This is a genomic window from Pedobacter sp. N36a, from assembly GCF_014472395.1.
Lineage (GTDB): Bacteria > Bacteroidota > Bacteroidia > Sphingobacteriales > Sphingobacteriaceae > Pedobacter.
On record NZ_JACSZW010000004.1, the window covers coordinates 45,594 to 65,228 of the forward strand.

Annotated in this window: 17 protein-coding genes; 15 read left to right on the top strand and 2 right to left on the bottom strand. The window is 42.0% G+C overall.

The window, feature by feature from the left end:
- Positions 1-23: 23 nt before the first annotated feature.
- From H9X96_RS09095 to H9X96_RS09115, 5 genes are all read left to right on the top strand, one after another.
- Positions 24-1,652, top strand: coding sequence for a glucoamylase family protein (locus H9X96_RS09095; protein WP_187665987.1), 1,629 nt, complete (start codon positions 24-26; stop codon positions 1,650-1,652).
- Positions 1,653-1,664: 12 nt separating this feature from the next.
- Positions 1,665-3,014 carry a glucoamylase family protein gene (locus tag H9X96_RS09100; protein WP_187665988.1) on the top strand — a complete coding sequence of 450 codons (1,350 nt, stop codon included), beginning with the start codon at positions 1,665-1,667 and terminating at the stop codon, positions 3,012-3,014.
- A 106-nt stretch (positions 3,015-3,120) separates the two neighbouring features.
- Positions 3,121-3,780 carry a GDSL-type esterase/lipase family protein gene (locus H9X96_RS09105; RefSeq protein WP_187665989.1) on the top strand — a complete coding sequence of 220 codons (660 nt, stop codon included), beginning with the start codon at positions 3,121-3,123 and terminating at the stop codon, positions 3,778-3,780.
- 23 nt (positions 3,781-3,803) lie between these two features.
- Positions 3,804-6,101, top strand: a complete 2,298-nt coding sequence (gene bglX, locus H9X96_RS09110; protein ID WP_187665990.1) for a beta-glucosidase BglX — start codon at positions 3,804-3,806, stop codon at positions 6,099-6,101.
- 77 nt (positions 6,102-6,178) lie between these two features.
- Positions 6,179-6,970: a dienelactone hydrolase family protein gene (locus tag H9X96_RS09115; RefSeq protein ID WP_187665991.1), complete on the top strand. Its 792-nt coding sequence runs from the start codon at positions 6,179-6,181 to the stop codon at positions 6,968-6,970.
- A 6-nt stretch (positions 6,971-6,976) separates the two neighbouring features.
- Here H9X96_RS09115 and H9X96_RS09120 read toward each other — a convergent pair whose 3' ends face one another.
- Together H9X96_RS09120 and H9X96_RS09125 are read right to left on the bottom strand one after the other, a co-directional pair.
- Entirely contained in the window at positions 6,977-7,702 is a 726-nt protein-coding gene (locus H9X96_RS09120) for a YebC/PmpR family DNA-binding transcriptional regulator (protein ID WP_062546875.1), read from the bottom strand.
- Positions 7,703-7,730: 28 nt separating this feature from the next.
- Positions 7,731-8,681, bottom strand: coding sequence for an NAD-dependent epimerase/dehydratase family protein (locus H9X96_RS09125; RefSeq protein WP_187665992.1), 951 nt, complete (start codon positions 8,679-8,681; stop codon positions 7,731-7,733).
- Positions 8,682-9,086: 405 nt separating this feature from the next.
- Here H9X96_RS09125 and H9X96_RS09130 point away from each other — a divergent pair, with 405 nt between their 5' ends.
- From H9X96_RS09130 to H9X96_RS09175, 10 genes are all read left to right on the top strand, one after another.
- Positions 9,087-9,746: a gluconate 2-dehydrogenase subunit 3 family protein gene (locus H9X96_RS09130; protein WP_187665993.1), complete on the top strand. Its 660-nt coding sequence runs from the start codon at positions 9,087-9,089 to the stop codon at positions 9,744-9,746.
- Positions 9,747-9,765: 19 nt separating this feature from the next.
- Positions 9,766-11,469 carry a GMC oxidoreductase gene (locus H9X96_RS09135; RefSeq protein WP_187665994.1) on the top strand — a complete coding sequence of 568 codons (1,704 nt, stop codon included), beginning with the start codon at positions 9,766-9,768 and terminating at the stop codon, positions 11,467-11,469.
- 102 nt (positions 11,470-11,571) lie between these two features.
- A complete protein-coding gene (locus tag H9X96_RS09140; RefSeq protein WP_187665995.1) occupies positions 11,572-12,732 on the top strand; it encodes a Gfo/Idh/MocA family protein in 1,161 nt (386 codons plus the stop codon).
- Between the two features lie 5 nt (positions 12,733-12,737).
- On the top strand, positions 12,738-13,790 hold the full coding sequence (locus tag H9X96_RS09145) for a sugar phosphate isomerase/epimerase (RefSeq protein WP_187665996.1): 1,053 nt from the start codon (positions 12,738-12,740) through the stop codon (positions 13,788-13,790).
- Positions 13,791-13,810: 20 nt separating this feature from the next.
- Positions 13,811-14,200, top strand: a complete 390-nt coding sequence (locus H9X96_RS09150) for a c-type cytochrome (RefSeq protein ID WP_187665997.1) — start codon at positions 13,811-13,813, stop codon at positions 14,198-14,200.
- Positions 14,201-14,227: 27 nt separating this feature from the next.
- The gene (locus H9X96_RS09155; protein WP_187665998.1) at positions 14,228-15,673 is read left to right on the top strand and encodes a Gfo/Idh/MocA family protein; all 1,446 of its coding nucleotides are present in this window, start codon (positions 14,228-14,230) and stop codon (positions 15,671-15,673) included.
- 35 nt (positions 15,674-15,708) lie between these two features.
- Positions 15,709-16,404: a DUF1080 domain-containing protein gene (locus H9X96_RS09160; protein WP_187665999.1), complete on the top strand. Its 696-nt coding sequence runs from the start codon at positions 15,709-15,711 to the stop codon at positions 16,402-16,404.
- A 56-nt stretch (positions 16,405-16,460) separates the two neighbouring features.
- On the top strand, positions 16,461-17,699 hold the full coding sequence (locus H9X96_RS09165) for a nucleoside permease (RefSeq protein WP_187666000.1): 1,239 nt from the start codon (positions 16,461-16,463) through the stop codon (positions 17,697-17,699).
- Positions 17,699-18,580, top strand: a complete 882-nt coding sequence (locus H9X96_RS09170; RefSeq protein WP_187666001.1) for a hydroxypyruvate isomerase family protein — start codon at positions 17,699-17,701, stop codon at positions 18,578-18,580. Before H9X96_RS09165 ends, H9X96_RS09170 begins: the two co-directional genes overlap by 1 nt.
- Positions 18,581-18,590: 10 nt before the next feature.
- Positions 18,591-19,463, top strand: a complete 873-nt coding sequence (locus H9X96_RS09175; RefSeq protein ID WP_187666002.1) for a sugar phosphate isomerase/epimerase — start codon at positions 18,591-18,593, stop codon at positions 19,461-19,463.
- Positions 19,464-19,635: the final 172 nt, after the last annotated feature.

Here is a 19,635-nt window from a genome sequence, read left to right on the forward strand (position 1 = left end):
AAGCTAAAAGCCCAGCTATCTCCATGCAGTTAAGATCCTGTCTTCTGGTATTCATCACATTGCTGTTATTTTCCTGCTCAAAGCAGGATACGGCTACGCCTATTGAGCCTATTGCACCCCTCCCTGATTCATTTACCTTTAGCAGCCTAAAAGTAAATGAACTTTCCGCCGGGTTCAGTTATTACGGCATCAATACCAGTCCGGTATTCAAGCTTTCTTTCTCTACAGCAATTGATAAAAGTTCTACAGAAAAAGCAGTTGTGATTAAAGATAAAAATGGAGTTCCCGTTAAAGTAGAGCTGAGCTATGAAGACCTGGATAGAACCCTAGTTGTCAAGCCTGCACTGCCGCTCCAGCCCATTACCAAATACTTTCTGGATGTACAAACGAATTTAACCTCCGATAAAGGGAGGAACCTTAAAACACCAATTACGGTAAATCTCATCACCGCAATAAATGAAGCCGATAAATTCCCTTTAATCTCTGAAGATGCCCTGCTTAATTTAGTCCAAAAGCAAACCTTTAAATACTTTTGGGATTTCGCACATCCGGTGAGTGGCCTGGCCAGAGAGCGGAATACTTCTGTCGATATCGTCACTTCCGGAGGATCGGGTTTTGGAATGATGGCCCTGGTGACAGGAATCCATAGAAATTTCATTAGCCGGGACCAAGGTCTGGAACGCATGCAGAAGATCGTTGCCTTCCTGAAAAATAAGGCACAGCGTTTTCATGGCGCCTATCCTCATTGGATGAATGGCAATACAGGAGCTGTGATCCCATTCAGTCAGAAAGACGATGGTGCAGACCTGGTAGAGACTTCCTTATTGATGCAGGGCATGTTAACTGCCCGACAATTTTTCGATGCAGCTAATCCTGCAGAAACGGCATTAAGAACAGACATTACCCACATTTACAACGACGTAGAATGGGATTGGTTTGTGAAAGACAACAGCCTGTACTGGCACTGGAGTCCGACAGTAGGCTGGGAAATGAACCTGCCCATCAAAGGTTGGAATGAGGCTTTGATCACTTACGTCATGGCCGGTTCTTCTGAAAGTCACCCGATTCAAAAATCGGTTTACGACAATGGCTGGGCCAGTAACGGCGCCATGAAAAACAGTATGAACGGCCCTTTGTTTTTCTCCCATTATTCCTTCCTGGGCATCAATCCAAACGGACTGTCCGATGCTTATGGCAATTATGAAAACCAAACCAGGACCCATGCGCAGAACCAATACAACTATGCTAAAGCAAATGTGAAAGGCTTCTATGGCTATGGAGAGAACTGCTGGGGATTGACCGCAAGCGACGATATCAACGGATATCTTGCCCATGAACCCGCCAACGATAACGGAGTCATTTCCCCTACCGCAGCACTCGCTTCTTTCCCTTATACTCCAAAAGAATCGATGCAGGCCTTAAAATATTACTACTATAAACTTGGCGATAAAATCTGGGGAGCCTATGGCTTTGCCGATGCCTTTTCCCTGCATGATGCCTGGTTTGCCAGTTCTACATTGGCAATAGACCAGGGCCCGATCATCATCATGATCGAAAACCACCGCAGTCAACTGTTATGGAAACTTTTCATGAGCAGCCCGGAAGTAAAAACAGGAATGAAAAAATTAGGCTTTAGCAGCCCCAACTTATAAACACACTCTAAAATGAAGAGAAACTTACGACATACCTTTTTACTGTTATGCCTGGTTTGCTCAGCTCAACAGCTGAATGCCCAGCAAAAAAATACAGAAAGCATTAAGCCTGAACTGAAAATAAAGAAAAACCTAACTGACGATCAATTGCTGGACCTGGTTCAGAAACAGACCTTCCGTTATTTCTGGGATTTCGCCCATCCGGTAAGTGGTATGGCGAGAGAACGGAGCAACGTTGCTTTTGAATATGGCAATGAAGTAGTCACCACAGGTGGTACAGGATTTGGCGTAATGGCGACCATCGTAGCCGCAGAAAGAAAGTTTATTAGTCGCGAGCAAGCCGCAGTAAGGACAAAAAAGATTGTAGATTTCCTTTGGAAAGCAGACATGTTCCATGGCGCCTTCCCTCATTGGTTAAATGGAGAAACCGGTAAAGTGATCCGCTTCAGCCCGAAAGATGATGGCGCTGACATCGTGGAAACTTCTTTACTTTTCCAGGGATTATTGACCGCCGCGCAATATTACAGTGCCGATAACGCGATAGAAAGAGACATCAGAAACAAAATCCAGTGGATGTGGGAAGGAATTGAATGGAACTGGTTTACCCAAGGTCAGAAAGTCCTTTACTGGCACTGGAGCCCTAACAACGGCTGGAGTATGGACCATCAGATCAGAGGTTACAATGAATGTCTGATCACTTACGTGCTCGCAGCATCTTCCCCAAAATTTTCAATAGACCCAAGAGTTTACCATGAAGGATGGGCAATGAGCAACACTTTTTTAAATGGCAAAAAGTTCAATGACATCACTTTACCATTAGGCTTTGATGGTGGCGGTCCATTATTCTTCTCTCAATACTCCTATCTAGGATTAGATCCACGCGGATTAAAAGATCGCTATGCAGACTACTGGGAACAAAACAGAAATCATACCCTGATCAACAGAGCACACTGCATCGAAAACCCGAAAAATTATAAAGGTTATGGCGCCAACAGCTGGGGCTTAACGGCAAGTGACAGCTGGCAAAGTTACGCGGCACATTCACCAACAGAGGATTTAGGCGTGATTACCCCTACCGCAGCCTTATCTGCTTTCCCTTATACACCGGAATATTCTATGCAGGCATTGAGACATTTTTATGAAGACAAAGGTGATCAGCTATGGACGGAATATGGATTTGCTGATGCTTTTAGTGAACAGCACAATTGGGTGGCAAAATCACACCTGGCAATAGATCAGGGACCGATTATCGTGATGATAGAAAACCACCGTACCGGCTTATTATGGAAGCTTTTCATGAGTAGTCCAGCAGTACAAAATGGCCTTACAAAATTAGGATTCAGCAGCCCCGCGATAAAATAGCTTGTGGCAGCTGATGATGGTGTATCCTTATTTTTACTTGTTTAACGAGTATAAAGACCAAAGAACCTTTATACTCGCAAAAAAAACAGATTTAAATAAACAAAAAATGAAAAGATTTTACTACTTCCTTCTGGTATTCGTCCTTAGTACAGTATTTGTTAAAGCGCAGCAGAAACCAGCATTCTGGAAAGAAATACAAGAATTCAAACATAAAGACAGCATTTCAATGCCACCTAAAAGCGGCATTGTATTCGTTGGCAGCTCTTCTTTTGAAAAATGGAAAGACCTGGAAACAGTGTTCAAAGATTATCGGGCGATCAACAGAGGTTTCGGTGGGTCTACACTTGCACAAGCCAATTACTATATCGCAGACCTGGTTTATCCTTATCAACCGCGTCAGGTGGTAATTTATAGCGGCGAAAATGATATTGCGACAGACGGCCAAAGCGCGCTTGAAACGCTAAACCGGTTTGCCACTTTTTTCAATAACATCAGATTGAAATATCCGGAAGTTCCTGTTTTATACATTTCCATTAAAGACAGCCCTTCCAGAACTAAACATTCCGCTACAAATGCGCATACCAATCTGCTGATTCAAGAATACCTGCAGCATTACCCGAACACAAAATTCCTGGATGTGAACAGCAAAATGTTAAATAAAAAAGCCTTACGTCCGGAGCTTTTTGAAAAAGATATGCTGCACATCACATCGGAAGGCTATGCCATCTGGATTAAAGAAATCAAACCATTCCTGGTTAAACCATAATACACACCATTAACAAAACAATAATGAGAAAAGCGAAGTACTTATTTTTCCTGGCCGCTATTTTTAGCTTTAGCAGCAGTTCCGCCCAGCAGAGAAAAGCAAACACCGATCAGCAGATGAATATATTCATAAAAGACCTGCTGTCCAAAATGACTTTGGAGGAGAAGATTGGCCAGTTAAACCTGTTAACCGGCGGTGAAGCCACTACAGGTTCTGTGGTCAGCACTGATGTAGAAAGCAAAATTAAAAAAGGTCAGGTAGGTGGTATGTTTAGCTTAACTACGCCAGCTAGAATCCGCAAAGCACAGGAAATCGCAGTCACGCAAACCCGCTTAAAGATTCCCATTATTTTTGGCCAGGATGTGATCCATGGTTATAAAACTACTTTCCCAATTCCACTGGCTTTATCTTCCACATGGGATTTAGCATTGATCGAAAAAACTGCGCGAATTGCTGCTGTTGAAGCTACTGCTGATGGATTAAACTGGACTTTCTCCCCTATGGTGGACATTTCCAGAGACCCAAGATGGGGCCGTATTTCTGAAGGATCAGGGGAAGATACTTACCTGGGTGCTGAAATCGGTAAAGCGATGGTTAGAGGATACCAGGGCGATGACCTTTCTAAATATAATACCATGATGGCTTGTGTAAAACACTTTGCTTTATATGGCGCTGCTGAATCAGGCAGGGATTACAATACCACAGATATGAGTCTGAACAGAATGTACAATGAATACCTTCCTCCATACAAAGCTGCCCTGGATGCAGGTGCAGGGAGTATCATGACTTCTTTCAACGACATTAATGGCGTCCCGGCTACGGCAAATAAATGGCTGATGACTGATTTATTACGTAAACAATGGGGCTTTACTGGTCTTGTGGTGACGGATTATACTGCGGTAAACGAGTTAATCGACCATGGGTTAGGAGACCTGCAAACCGTTTCTGCGCTAGCCTTAAATGCAGGTGTAGATATGGATATGGTAGGTGAAGGATTTCTGACCACCTTAAAAAGATCGGTAGAAGAAGGAAAAGTCACGGAAGCACAAGTCACCAATTCCTGCAGACTGGTATTAGAAGCAAAGTATAAACTAGGTCTGTTTGAAGATCCTTTCCGCTACTGCAATGAAGCACGTGCAAAAAAGGAAATCCTTAAACCAGAACACCTGAAAGTTGCCAGAGAAACTGCGGCACAAAGTTTTGTCCTGCTTAAAAACCAAGGACAACTCCTGCCTTTAAAGAAAACAGGAACGGTTGCTTTGATCGGCCCACTAGCAAATACAGGCACAAATATGCCCGGAACCTGGAGTGTAAACAGCGATTTGGCAAACACCATTTCCCTATTACAAGGATTAAAAGCGAATGCAGCACCTGGCCTTAAGATTTTACACAGTGAAGGGTCTAACCTATTGACCGATCCTGAATATCAAAAAAGAGCGACCATGTTCGGCAGAGATCTCCCAAGAGATTCCCGTTCTGAAGAAGAAATGATCGCTGAAGCGGTAGCTACTGCTAAAAATGCAGATGTGGTGATCGCTGCGCTTGGTGAAAGTTCAGAAATGACAGGTGAAAGCTCAAGCCGTACTAACCTGGATATCCCAGAGAACCAGCAGCGTTTATTAAAAGCATTGCTGAAAACCGGAAAACCTGTGGTACTGGTGTTATTTACCGGCCGTCCATTGACCATTAAATGGGAAGATGAAAATGTTCCTGCCATCTTAAATGTTTGGTTTGGCGGTACTGAAGCAGCAAATGCGATTTCAGATGTGTTATTTGGAAAAGTAAATCCTTCAGGAAAATTAACAGCTACTTTCCCACAAAATGTAGGACAGATTCCATTGTATTATAGTCACAAAAATACCGGCAGACCATTGGAAAAAGGTAAATGGTTCAGCAAATTCAGGTCTAATTACCTGGATGTGAGCAACGAACCGCTCTATCCTTTTGGCTACGGATTAAGCTACACTACTTTCGACTATTCTAACCTTAGGCTCAGCAAAAACAGCTTTAAACCTGGAGAGACCATTACTGCTACAGTTACCCTGAAAAATACAGGCGCTTATGCTGGAAAAGAAACGGTGCAAATGTACGTCCGCGATATGGTAGGCAGCATTACCCGCCCTGTTAAGGAGTTAAAAGGTTTTCAAAAAATCGAGCTGAAAGCAGGCGAAAGCAAAGAAGTGACTTTCAAAATTTCTGAGGAAGAGCTGAAGTTCTTTAATGAAGAACTGAAGTTTGCAGCAGAACCAGGAGATTTCAAATTATTTATAGGAACCAATTCCAGAGATAATTTAGAAATTCCATTCCAGCTCACAAAATAATCCCTTTAAACCCTGTTGGCAAATCCAACAGGGTTTCTTTATTTTTAAATGATTCTTAAATTGTTTAATTTTGAATTATGAGCGGCATCAAAACAACACTCTCCATCCTAATCCTGGTTTTTAGCCTGAATGTTAAATCGCAGGATTTCAAGAAATATGATAAAGGAAGCTTTATCAAGGGCAAGGACAGTATGGCTTACCGCATCTTATTTCCGGAGAATTTTAGTGCAGATAAGCAATATCCTATCCTATTCTTTTTACATGGAAGCGGAGAACGCGGAAATGACAATGAAAAGCAATTGACACATGGTGGAAAGCTATTCCTGAAGCCAGAAATCCGGAAACAATTCCCTGCTATCATCGTTTTCCCTCAATGTACGGAAGACAGTTTCTGGGCAAATGTAACCTTTGATAAGGATGCAAACGGGAATAGAGCCTTCAATTTTCAAAAGAGAGGGAAACCTACAAAATCCATGAAAGCTTTACTGGGTATGATTGATAATTTCATGGACAAACCATACGTCAAGCATGACCAAGTCTATGTGGGCGGACTTTCAATGGGAGCAATGGGAACTTATGAATTGTTAAGACGTAAGCCTAAGCTTTTCGCTGCAGCGATTGCCATCTGTGGCGGCGACAATGTAGCCAATGTTCAGAAATATAAAAATGTGCCTTTATGGATCTTTCATGGAGAGAAAGATGAGGTAGTTCCGGTGGTATTTTCTACCATGATTTCGGATCAGCTCAAAGTATTGGGAAAAGAGCCTAAGCTCACTTTGTATCCGGATGCCCATCACAACAGTTGGGACGCTGCCTTTGCAGAGCCCAATCTATTGCCATGGTTATTTTCTAATCAAAAGAAAAAGTAGCAGTTATTATTCTGCCATATTGTGATAAACGGCTTGAACGTCATCGTCCTCTTCCAGTTTATCAATCAGCTTGAATACGTCTGCTGCCTGCTCTTCTGTTACAGGAATGGTAGATAAAGAGATGCGCTCTAGTTTCGCACTTTTCATTTCTACGCCAATCTCTTCCAGTGCTTTCTGCATTTTTCCGAAATCTTCAAAAGCAGTTTGTACTACTGCGATCTCATTTCCTTCTTCATCAGCTTCCAGATATAATTCTTCCAAACCTGCGTCGATCAATTCAAACTCCAATTCTTCCAGGTCTTTTTCTCCAGGTAAGAAACGGAATATCGACTTGCGGTTGAAAATAAAGTCCAGAGAACCTGTTTTACCTAATGTACCTCCAGTTTTATTGAAATAACTGCGAATGTTAGCTACTGTTCTATTCGTGTTATCAGTTGCCGTTTCAATCAGGATGGCCACACCATGCTGTGCGTATCCTTCATAAACAAACTCTTCGTAACCGTTTTCGTCTTTGTTGGATGCTCTTTTAATTGCTGCTTCCACCGTGTGTTTAGGCATGTTTACTGCCTTTGCATTCTGGATCGCTGTACGCAAACGGGAGTTGGTCTCCGGCGAAGGGCCATTATCTTTAACCGCCATTACAATCTCTTTACCTATCCTGGTAAACTGTACGGCCATCTTAGCCCAACGTTTAAATTTCCTTTCTTTTCTGAACTCAAATGCTCTACCCATTGTATATTTTATTTAAGGAATTTCCTTATTAATGATTATTCTGTAAGTTCTTTAACATATCCGCTGTCATCTTCGACAAATCGAATTCAGGCTTCCATCCCCAGTCTTTCTGAGCAAAGCTGTCATCGATAGAACGTGGCCAGCTGTTGGCAATGTCCTGACGTGGATCATTATCTGTGTAAGATAATTTAAAATCTGGAATATGTTTTCTGATTTCTGAAGCTAGTACTTCTGGCGTAAAGTGAACACCTCCAAAGTTATAGCTGGAACGGATAGAAATTTTACTCGCTTCCGCATCCATCAATTCAATGGTACCACGGATGGCATCATCCATATACATCATTGGCAATTCAGTTTCTGCATTTAAGAAAGAAGCATAGCTGCCTTTTGTTAACGCATCATGGAAAATATGGATGGCGTAGTCAGTGGTTCCACCACCTGGAGCAGCTTTCCAGCTGATCAATCCTGGGTAACGGATACTGCGTACATCCAAGCCAAATTTCTGGTGATAGTATTCGCACCAGCGTTCACCTGCCAATTTACTGATTCCATAAACCGTATTCGGGTCCATTACACAGTATTGCGGCGTCATGTCTTTTGGAGAATTTGGTCCGAATACAGCGATAGAACTTGGCCAGTAAACTTTTGCTGTTTTATAAACGATGGAAAGGTCCAAGATATTCAATAAGCCATTCATGTTCAGGTCCCAGGCTAATTTAGGATTCTGCTCGCCCGTAGCGGATAATAATGCCGCTAATAAGTAAACCTGAGTAGGTTTATACTTTTGAAAAATGCTGTTCAGAATGTCTTTCTCAAGTACGTTTACGAACTCAAATGGCCCTGAATTTTTGATGTCATAATCTGGTCTGCGGATGTCACAAGCAACGACATTACTTTCACCGTAAGTCTTACGTAATGCGGTTACTAATTCAGTGCCGATCTGACCGTTAGAACCTAATACTAATATTTTCTCAATCATGAATTTTTGTATGGATTTTGACAAAGTTAAAAAAACGAAACAAACCTCTATAAAATGTTTATGATTTATCTGTTTTTGTAATTTTCACCCTCCCTTTGGCCCCCTATTTATAGGTAAAAAACAACTAAGACCTGGGGATAAACCGACAGAATTTTGCTCAAAAAAATAGAGCAGACTATTTTCAGGGAAATAACGTTTTAGGAATACGGAAAAGCCTGAAAATCAAGTAAAAGTTGGCCTCATTTTCTGTTCATTTCCTGCTCCTGACAAGTAAAAACTTGATTAAGTAACAAAAACATGATATATTAGATTTATTGTGTATTTCACACACTAACCATTATTTTTTGCTTATTATTACAAAACAAAACACACTTTAACCATATAAAAACACCTAAACAGCCAAGTATGAATAGAAGAGAAGCAGTGAAAAGTGTAGCCTTTTTAATGGGAGGCGCATTGTCTGCAACTACTATCGGAGTATTTTTAGATAGTTGCACTTCACCATCTAATAAAACAGCCGCCAACTTATTTTCTGCCGATCAGGAAAAGGTCATCACGGAAGTTGCGGATATCATCATCCCTACCACGAGTACGCCAGGAGCAAAAGCAGCTGGTGTGGGTCCTTTCATCGCCATGATGGTTAAGGAATGCTACCCGGAAGACGCGCAGCAAGCATTCGTGAAAGGTCTTGAAGATCTTGAAAAACAATGTCAGGACACCTACAAAAAGTCATTCCTTGAAATCTCTGTACCACAGCGCAATGAGCTATTGGGCAAAGTAAGAGAAGCGACTATTGCAGCAAATAAGACGGAAAAAGACGAATTAGAGAAACAACAAGAAAACATTACTCAGAAAAAATCTGAAAAGGAGGCTCCAGGCAACGCAATGACGCCAAAGGATAAACCTAAAACAAAACCTCAGTTCTTCGCTATTGCGAGAGATTTAACCTTACTGGGTTACTTTACTTCGGAAATTGGTGCGACACAGGCTAAAGCCTATGTGCAGATTCCTGGCCGTTACGACGGTTGTGTGGATTTAAAACCAGGTCAAAAAGTTTGGGCATAAACCTTTTTAAAAATTAAACATGAGCAATTTAAATACTAAAGCAACGGCGCAGAATACTTATGATGCTATCGTTGTAGGATCAGGAATCAGTGGCGGCTGGGCTGCAAAAGAATTAACCGAGAAAGGTTTAAAAGTTCTATTGCTGGAAAGAGGCAGAAATGTAGAACACATCAAGGACTATACTACGGCCATGAAAAAGCCATGGGAATTTGAGCACCGCGGCAGATTAACCGAAGCGCAGAAAGAAACCCATCCGGTACAGAAAAGAGATTATCCTTATCAGGAATTCAATGAGAGCTTTTGGGTGAATGACCTGGAATGCCCATATACTGAAGTAAAGCGTTTTGATTGGTACAGAGGCTTCCATGTAGGTGGTAAATCATTAATGTGGGGCCGTCAGAGTTACCGTTTAAGTGACCTGAATTTTGAAGAAAATGCAAAAGATGGTCATGGTGTAGATTGGCCAATCCGCTATAAAGACATTGCTCCATGGTATGATTATGTAGAGAAATTTGCAGGAATCAGCGGCCAGGCAGAAAACTATCCTCACTTCCCAGACGGACAGTTCCTACCGCCAATGGATATGAACTGTGTGGAGAAAGATGTAAAGAAAAGAATTGAAAGTAAATATAATAAGTCAAGAATCCTGACCATTGGCCGTACGGCTAACTTAACCGTAGAGCATGGTGGTAGAGGTAAATGTCAATACCGTGACCTTTGCAGCAGGGGCTGTCCATTTGGTGCTTATTTCAGCACGCAGTCGTCTACCCTTCCTGCTGCGGTAGCTACCGGTAACTTAACCCTTCGTCCTTATTCATTGGTGAACACCATCATCTATGATAAAGAAACACAAAAAGCGAAAGGTGTAGTGATCATTGATTCTGAAACTAATGAACATATTGAATACTATGCAAAAATTGTATTCGTAAACGGTTCTACTTTAGGCTCTACCTTCCTATTGTTAAACTCTACTTCAGCAGAACATCCAAATGGATTAGGCAATGCAAGTGGTGAGCTAGGACACAACTTAATGGACCACCATTTCCGTTGCGGTGCTTCAGGAAGAGCAGAAGGATTTGACGACAAATACACTTATGGCAGAAGAGCCAATGGTATTTACGTACCTAGATATAGAAATGTTGGCAGCGACAAACGTGACTATGTAAGGGGCTTCGGTTACCAGGGTGGTGCAAGTCGTGGAAACTGGCATGCTGATGTGGCAGAAATGGCATTTGGCGGTGAGTTCAAAGATCTGCAAACAGTCCCTGGTACCTGGAATATGGGCTTAGGTGGTTTCGGAGAATCTCTTCCTTACCATGAAAACCGTGTGTATATCGACAAAAGTAAAAAAGACAAATGGGGACAGCCTGTGTTGGCAATTGATTGTGAATTCAAAGAAAACGAGCAGAAAATGCGCGTAGACATGATGAACGATGCTGCTGAAATGCTGGAAGCCGCAGGAATCAAGGATGTGAATACTTATGATAACGGTTCTACCCCAGGTATGGCGATCCATGAAATGGGTACTGCACGTATGGGATTAGACCCTAAAACATCAGTACTCAACAAATGGAACCAAATGCATGAAGTGAAAAACGTATTCGTAACTGACGGTTCTTGTATGCCTTCTGCTGCTTGTCAGAACCCTTCATTAACGTATATGGCATTGACCGCAAGAGCTTGTGATTTTGCAGTTAGTGAACTTAAAAAAGGAAACCTTTAATATTAACCTGCATACTGGTAAAAGCCGGTATGCGGGTTTTATGTTTAAACACTGCTAAGTCGGTTTAGATACTTTAAAAACAACAAAAAACAAAATATTCTGATGAACAACAGAAAGATGAGAATGGGGATGATCGGTGGTGGCAAAGATGCCTTCATCGGAGCCGTTCACCGCATTGCGGCAAACATGGATGGTCAGGTTGAATTTTGCTGTGGCGCCTTGAGCGTCAACCCAGAAATTGGTAAACAATCCGGAAAGGAGCTTTTCCTGGATGATGACCGCATTTATGCGAATTATCAGGAAATGATTGAAAAAGAAAGTCAGCTGCCAGCTGATAAACGCATGGATTTCGTCACAATTGTGACGCCTAACTTTGCCCACTTTGCACCTGCAATGATGGCATTGGACCATGGTTTTAACGTAGTGATTGAAAAACCAATTGCTTTATCGCTGGAAGAAGCTAAACAATTACAGGAAAAAGTTAAAGAAACAGGATTGATCTTGTGCCTTACCCATACTTATTCTGGTTATCCAATGGTGAAACAAGCCAAAGCGATGGTGAAAGAAGGTAAATTGGGTGCCATTAGAAAAATAATGGTAGAATATCCTCAGGGATGGCTGAGCACCTTAACAGAACGTGAAGGCAATGCTGGCGCTGCATGGCGTACAGACCCTGCTAAAAGTGGGAAAAGCGGTTGTATGGGCGATATTGGTACACATGCTGCGCAATTGGCAGAATACATCTCCGGTTTAAAAATCAGTAAACTTTGTGCAGATTTAAACATTGTAGTACCAGGACGTGGATTAGACGATGACGGAAACGTATTGTTAAAATTCGACAATGGTGCGAATGGTGTTTTAATCGCTTCACAGATTGCTGCAGGTGAAGAGAATGCATTAAAAATCAAAGTATACGGTGAAAAAGGAGGCCTGGAATGGCACCAGATGGAACCAAATACTTTAATCGTAAAATGGTTAAACGAACCGGCACAAATTTACCGTGCCGGACAAGCTTACCTTTCTGATGCTGCGAAACACAATACCCGTGTTCCTGGTGGTCACCCGGAAGGATACCTGGAAGCTTTCGCTAACATTTACAGAAACTTTGCTTTAACTATCGGTGCGATCAGCCAAGGTCAGGAACCTACTGAAGCTATGCTGGATTTCCCTAGAGTGGAAGATGGCGTTAGAGGGATGGCATTTATTGAAAATGTTGTCGCTTCTTCAGCATCTGATCAAAAGTGGTTTGATTTTAACATATAAATATCATGACAACAATTAAAGGCCCCGGAGTTTTTCTGGCTCAGTTTATCGGTGATCAGGCTCCATTCAATTCTTTGGATGCCATTTGTGAATGGGCAGCAGGATTAGGATTTAAAGGTATTCAAATGCCAACGCTTGATCCACGATTCATCGATTTGCAAAAAGCAGCAGAAAGCAAGACTTATGCGGATGAACTAAAAGGAAAAGTAGCGTCTTATGGATTGGAAATTACAGAACTATCTACGCACCTGCAAGGGCAGCTGGTAGCTGTAAACCCGGCTTACGACCTTGCTTTTGATGCCTTTGCTCCAGATCATTTAAAAAACAACCCTGCTGAAAGGACGAAATGGGCCGTTCAGCAATTGAAGTATGCTGCAAAAGCCTCACAAAACCTGGGCTTAAATGCGCATGCCACGTTTAGTGGCTCGCTATTATGGCACATGTTCCACCCTTGGCCGCAGCGCCCGGAAGGATTGGTAGACGCCGCTTTTACCGAACTGGCTAAAAGATGGACGCCGATTTTGAATGAATTCGACAATTGCGGAGTAGATGTTTGCTACGAGATTCACCCTGGGGAAGATCTTTTTGATGGCATCACTTACGAAATGTTTCTGGAAAAGGTAAACAATCACCCACGTGCTTGTCTGCTATATGATCCTTCTCATTTTGTATTGCAGCAGCTGGATTACATCCAATACATCGATTTCTATCATGAGCGCATCAAGGCTTTCCATGTTAAAGATTCTGAGTTTAACCCGACTGGAAAACAAGGTACTTTTGGTGGTTACCAAAGCTGGGCAAACCGTGCCGGAAGGTATCGTTCTCCAGGTGATGGACAGGTAGATTTCAAAACCATTTTCAGTAAATTAGCGCAGTACGATTACAGCGGCTGGGCAGTAATGGAATGGGAATGCGTGATTAAAGACGCACAAGTTGGTGCCAGAGAAGGTGCAGAACTGATCAGCAAACTGATCATTCCGGTAACAGATAGGGCATTCGACGACTTCGCTGCTTCCGGTGGAAATGACGACTTCAACAATAAAATTTTAGGAATATAATATATTAACACACGATTAAGATGAAAAACACACTATTTATCCTTGCCTGCTTTATTTCGGTTCTAGCTTCCTGCGGAAGTCCGGAATCAAGTTCTACCAGTACCACAGCAACCACTGAGAGTACACCTGCAGCAACGAGTTCATCCACAGAAAAACATCCGGGAGAAAGATTAATTGCAACTTCTGACTGTATCGGCTGCCATAATAAAGTAACCAAAGTAATCGGCCCAACTTACGAAGAAATTGCGGCTAAATATGCAAATGATGATGCAACAATTGAAAAACTGGCTGCAAAAATCATTGAAGGAGGTAAAGGTGTTTGGGGTGAAGTTCCAATGACACCACATGCTACCCTATCAAAAGACGATGCCAAAGAAATGGTACGTTACATTTTATCCCTGAAAAAATAACCTGAACCACAGAACCAAATATAAACCATGGAAGAAACCAAAAAAAACCAGGAGACTTCGTCACGACGAAGTTTCCTAAAAACCACTGCAATTGCTGCTTCAGCATTTATGATTGTTCCCCGTCATGTTTTGGGCGGACCAGGATTTATAGCGCCTAGTGACCGCCTGATTATCGCCGGTATCGGTGCAGGAGGTAAAGGACAATCAGATATTGCCAGCTTTTACAAAAGCGGAAAAGCCGACATCGGCTTTCTTTGCGATGTCCACGATTCAAGGGCTGCGGCCAGTGTAAAGGCATTCCCGAAAGCAAAATACTATAGGGATTACCGTGAATTGTTCGATAAAGAGCATAAGAACTTCGATGCAGTGTCTGTTTCAACCCCTGATCATAGTCATGCGATCATTGCTTTAGGCGCCATGCAATTGGGTAAACACGTGTATGTTCAAAAGCCATTGGCCCACGACATTTACGAAGCACGTGCTTTAACCGCAGCAGCACAGAAATACAAAGTGGTGACTCAAATGGGAAACCAAGGTGCTTCAAATGATGGTCCTAGACAAATGAAAGAATGGTATGATGCAGGTTTAATTGGTGATGTTCATACGGTTTATGCCTGGACAGACCGTCCGGTATGGCCTCAGGGTATTCCATGGTCGGCAAATAAAGCAGCAGTGCCTGCAGACCTGGATTGGGATTTATGGTTAGGTACCGCTCCTTACAAAGATTACGTAAATAAACTAGTTCCATTTAACTGGAGAGGCTGGTGGGATTATGGAACAGGCGCATTGGGCGATATGGGTTGTCACTTATTAGAAGCCCCATTCAGCATGCTGAACCTGAAATATGCAACAGAAGTTCAAGCCAGTGTAGGCTCTGTCTATGTGGATGAATTTAAACGCGGATATTTCCCTGATAGCTGTCCTCCTTCAAGTCATGTAACCTTGAAATTCCCTAAAACCAATAAAACTAAAGGTGACGTTGTAGTGCACTGGATGGACGGCGGTATTCAGCCGGAAAGACCAGAAGAACTGGAAGCAAATGAGGTTTTTGGTGATGGTGGAAATGGTACGCTATTTATCGGTACCAAAGGAAAAATGATGGCCAGTACGTATAGTGCAGACCCTCGTTTATTGCCATTGAGTAAAAATAAAGACATCAAAGTTCCTGCGAAATTTGCGCGTGTTCCTGGTGGTGCAGAAGGCCATTATGCCCAGTGGGTAGAAGGTTGTATCGCTGGATATGGTAAGAAAGAGCTGAGCTCTCCTTTCGAAATTGCCGGCCCGCTGACAGAAGCTTTATTGATGGCAAACTTAGCCATCAGAGGAACGGATGTTCAAGTGAAAAATGATAAAGGAAGAGCAACCTTCCCTGGAAGAGACATCAAATTACTTTGGGACAATAACAACATGAAAGTGACCAATTTTGATGCCGTGAACCAGTTCGTGAAACGCGACTACCGTAAAGGCTGGTAAATTACCAGCACCTTTTTAATCTAAAAAGAATAATTATGAAACCATATATCTTCTCAGCGATACTGCTTACTGCGGTATTCGCTGCAAGCAATAGTAATGCGCAATCCAAAAACAAAGGATTTACCAAACTTTTTGATGGTAAAACCACTAAAGGATGGCATACCTATGGCCAGGATACCGCAGGCGAAAAATGGCAAGCGACAGATGGCACCCTTCATTTTAACCCTAAAGCTGGAAATAAAGGTGGTGGCGATTTAGTGACCGATAAAGAATATAGCAACTTCCACTTGAAAATCGATTGGAAAGTAGCACCAAAAGCAAATAGTGGAATTATTTTTTATGTTCATGAAGACAAACCGAAATATGGTGCCACCTACCGCACAGGTTTGGAAATGCAAGTATTAGACAATGACGGTCACCCGGATGGAAAAATTACAAAACACCGTTCAGGAGATCTTTATGACCTGATTAAGAGCAGTTCAGAGCCAGTTAAACCTGTTGGAGAATGGAATACTGCAGAAGTCATTAGCAAAAACGGTAAACTGGAATTAAAGTTAAACGGCGTAAAAGTAGTGCAGACTACCCTTTGGGACGATCAGTTTAAAGCATTAGTTGCCGGCAGTAAGTTTGCAAATTGGGAAGGTTTTGCTACATTCAAGACCGGAAAAATTGCTTTGCAAGATCATGGTGATGAGGTATGGTTCCGCAACATCCTGATTAAAGAGCTTTAACCAAAAGGCGTAAGAAACGCTAAAATATTACACCAAATAAAAAAACGAAATAAACAATGAACCTTAACAACCGCATCAAACTGTCATTCATGATGTTCCTGGAGTTTTTCATCTGGGGCGCATGGTTTGTGACACTAGGTACCTTCCTTGGGAACAACCTCAATGCTACAGGTGGCCAGTCGGCTTCAGTATTCTCTACCCAAAGCTGGGGCGCAATCATTGCTCCCTTCATCATTGGATTGATTGCTGACCGCTATTTTAACGCAGAAAAGATCCTGGGTGTGCTACACTTAATCGGTGCCGTACTCATGTATCAAATGTATAATGCTACAGACATCAGTATTTTCTACCCGTATGTACTGGCTTATATGATTCTGTTTATGCCTACCCTGGCCTTAGTCAACTCAGTTTCCTTCAATCAAATGAAAGATCCTGAAAAAGAATTCTCTACCATTAGGGTATTTGGAACGATCGGATGGATTATTGCAGGCTTATTGATCAGTTTCTACTTCCACTGGGATACTGCAGAAGGTGCGAAAGCAGGTTTGCTTAAAAATACCTTCCTAATGGCAGGTATTGCTTCCTTAGTGATGGGTCTGTTTAGTTTTGCTTTACCAAAAACACCGCCAAAAGCTGTTGCTGGTGAGAAAGTAAAGATCTCAGACATCCTTGGTTTAGATGCGTTAAAACTACTAAAAGATAAAAACTTCGCAATATTCTTTATCTCTTCTATCCTGATTTGTATCCCTCTGGCTTTCTATTACCAGAATGCACACCCTTTCCTATCTAATGTAGGCGTGGAAGATCCAACAGGAAAGATGACGATCGGACAAATTTCTGAAGTATTGTTCCTGTTATTGCTACCGGTATTCTTTACCAAATTTGGCTTTAAGAAAACGATTTTGGTAGGTATGCTGGCATGGTGCTTACGTTATGCCCTTTTTGCGTTCGGAAATGCAGGTGATTTAGGCTTTATGCTAATCATTGGTATTGCGCTTCATGGCATTTGCTATGACTTCTTCTTTGTATCAGGACAGATTTATACCAACTCTATTGCGGGTGATAAATACAAAAGTTCTGCACAGGGACTGATCACTTTAGCGACTTATGGTGTAGGGATGCTGATCGGTTTTGAAGTAGCTGGATACATTACAGATACCTATAAACTTGCCGATGGCTCATTCGATTGGAAAATGGTATGGATCATTCCTTCAGGTATTGCATTAGTGGTATTCTTATTGTTTGCTATTTTCTTCAGGGACAAGGAAAAAGTAGAAACTCAGGTAAACCTATAATGGCTGAAGAATTAAGCAGGAGATCTGCATTGAAAAACATAGTTGCCGGAACCGCCGCCTTAGGTGTTTCGGCAGCATTGCCAAGTTTTGCTATAGAGCCTGATCAATCTACTGCATTAAAAGGGAATGTGAACCATTCGGTATGTCAATGGTGTTTCGGTGATATGGAATTAGATGCCTTGTGTATCGAAGCCAAAAAGATCGGAATTAAGGCGATCGACCTTGTTGGTCCCTCCGGCTGGCCCACCTTAAAGAAGCATGGTTTGGACTCTTCCATGTGTAATGGCGCAGAAATTAACCTTGTGGATGGATGGAATGACCCTAAATTTCATGCAACATTAATTAAAAATTACTCAGAAATGATTCCGAAAGTTGCCGCAGCAGGTTACAAACAACTGATCTGTTTCAGTGGAAACCGCCGCGGAAAAGATGACGAAACCGGTCTGAACAATTGCGTAGAAGGCTTGAAAAAAGTGATCGGCATTGCCGAAAAACACAATGTGGTTTTAGTGATGGAATTGCTAAATAGCAAAGTTGACCATTCTGACTATCAGTGTGATACAACGAAATGGGGTGCTGAACTGGCTAAAAGACTGGGCTCAGAAAACTTCAAATTGCTGTATGATATTTACCACATGCAGATCGATGAAGGTAACGTCATCAGCAACATCAAAAAATACCATCCTTACATCTCTCATTATCATACTGCCGGCGTTCCCGGAAGAAATGAAATAGACGATACTCAAGAGTTGTTTTATCCCGCAATTATAAAAGCTATATTAGCAACGGGATTTAAAGGTTATCTGGCACAGGAATTTATTCCTAGGTATAAAGATAAAATCAAATCTCTGAGAGACGCCGTAAATATTTGTGACGTATAAATCAAAACTTATGAACTCTAGAAGAACATTTATAAAAAACGCAGGTATGGCTGCAGCAGGAGCCCTGTTGTTTCCTTCATTTGCACACGCCTTTGCTAAAGTAAAACCTGTTGGACTTCAACTGTACACTTTGAGAGAAGTAATCGGTAAAGACCCTAAAGGGGTAATTGAGCAAGTGGCTAAAGCGGGCTACAAACAAGTGGAAACTTACGGTTACTCTGCAAAAGACGGTTTCTTTGGTATGGAGGCGAAAGCTTTCAAAATCCTATTGGATAACAACGGGCTAATTGCACCTAGCGGCCACTTCGGTTTGGATTCTTTCTTAAAAGACGGAAAACAGGACGATCTGAAAATCGCTATCGAAGGCGCAAACGCACTTAAGATGGACTTCCTAACCATTCCATGGATGGGCGAAAACTTAAGATCAAGCCTTGATGATTACAAAAAAGTTGCGGAACGCCTAAACCAGGCTGCCCTAATCTGTAAAAAAGCAGGATTGAAACTGGCTTACCATAACCACGATTTTGAATTCAAGAAATATGATGGCAAAACCGGATATGAGGTGATGCTGGCTGAAACCGACAAAAATTTAGTCAAGTTCGAAATGGACTTATACTGGGTGGTAAGATCGGGTAATGACCCGATTGCTTTCTTTAACAAATACCCTGGACGTTTCCCAATGTGGCACGTGAAGGATATGGACAAAGCAAACCATGGTAAAAATACAGAGGTTGGAACTGGCGCGATCGATTTTAAACCTTTCTTTAAACATGCCAAACAGGCAGGATTGAAGTATGCTATCGTGGAACAAGAGAATTTCTCCAAGGATCCATTTATCAGCATTAAGCAAAGCTTTGATTACGTAAGTCGCGAATTGGTTTAAGAAAAATAAAATCTTAAAATATCAAGGGAAGTGGTTTACGAAAACTACTTCCCTTTTTTTATGAGCATGAATCTTTGACCAAATGCTAAAGATCAGCGCCTGGAGGCATTAACTCTTCAATGATCTTTAAAGCGCATTAAAATGCAAGTTTTGAGTACTTTAGCATCACAAA

Bases quoted from the DNA above. Each gene is read 5' to 3' on its own strand.
- H9X96_RS09095 (WP_187665987.1), top strand. From the start codon at position 24: ATGCAGTTAAGATCCTGTCTTCTGGTATTCATCACATTGCTGTTATTT.
- H9X96_RS09150 (WP_187665997.1), top strand. From the start codon at position 13,811: ATGAAAAACACACTATTTATCCTTGCCTGCTTTATTTCGGTTCTAGCT.
- H9X96_RS09155 (WP_187665998.1), top strand. From the start codon at position 14,228: ATGGAAGAAACCAAAAAAAACCAGGAGACTTCGTCACGACGAAGTTTC.
- H9X96_RS09100 (WP_187665988.1), top strand. From the start codon at position 1,665: ATGAAGAGAAACTTACGACATACCTTTTTACTGTTATGCCTGGTTTGC.
- H9X96_RS09120 (WP_062546875.1), bottom strand. From the start codon at position 7,702: ATGGGTAGAGCATTTGAGTTCAGAAAAGAAAGGAAATTTAAACGTTGG.
- H9X96_RS09115 (WP_187665991.1), top strand. From the start codon at position 6,179: ATGAGCGGCATCAAAACAACACTCTCCATCCTAATCCTGGTTTTTAGC.
- H9X96_RS09160 (WP_187665999.1), top strand. From the start codon at position 15,709: ATGAAACCATATATCTTCTCAGCGATACTGCTTACTGCGGTATTCGCT.
- H9X96_RS09125 (WP_187665992.1), bottom strand. From the start codon at position 8,681: ATGATTGAGAAAATATTAGTATTAGGTTCTAACGGTCAGATCGGCACT.
- H9X96_RS09175 (WP_187666002.1), top strand. From the start codon at position 18,591: ATGAACTCTAGAAGAACATTTATAAAAAACGCAGGTATGGCTGCAGCA.
- H9X96_RS09170 (WP_187666001.1), top strand. From the start codon at position 17,699: ATGGCTGAAGAATTAAGCAGGAGATCTGCATTGAAAAACATAGTTGCC.
- H9X96_RS09105 (WP_187665989.1), top strand. From the start codon at position 3,121: ATGAAAAGATTTTACTACTTCCTTCTGGTATTCGTCCTTAGTACAGTA.
- H9X96_RS09165 (WP_187666000.1), top strand. From the start codon at position 16,461: ATGAACCTTAACAACCGCATCAAACTGTCATTCATGATGTTCCTGGAG.
- H9X96_RS09130 (WP_187665993.1), top strand. From the start codon at position 9,087: ATGAATAGAAGAGAAGCAGTGAAAAGTGTAGCCTTTTTAATGGGAGGC.
- H9X96_RS09145 (WP_187665996.1), top strand. From the start codon at position 12,738: ATGACAACAATTAAAGGCCCCGGAGTTTTTCTGGCTCAGTTTATCGGT.
- H9X96_RS09135 (WP_187665994.1), top strand. From the start codon at position 9,766: ATGAGCAATTTAAATACTAAAGCAACGGCGCAGAATACTTATGATGCT.
- H9X96_RS09140 (WP_187665995.1), top strand. From the start codon at position 11,572: ATGAACAACAGAAAGATGAGAATGGGGATGATCGGTGGTGGCAAAGAT.
- bglX (WP_187665990.1), top strand. From the start codon at position 3,804: ATGAGAAAAGCGAAGTACTTATTTTTCCTGGCCGCTATTTTTAGCTTT.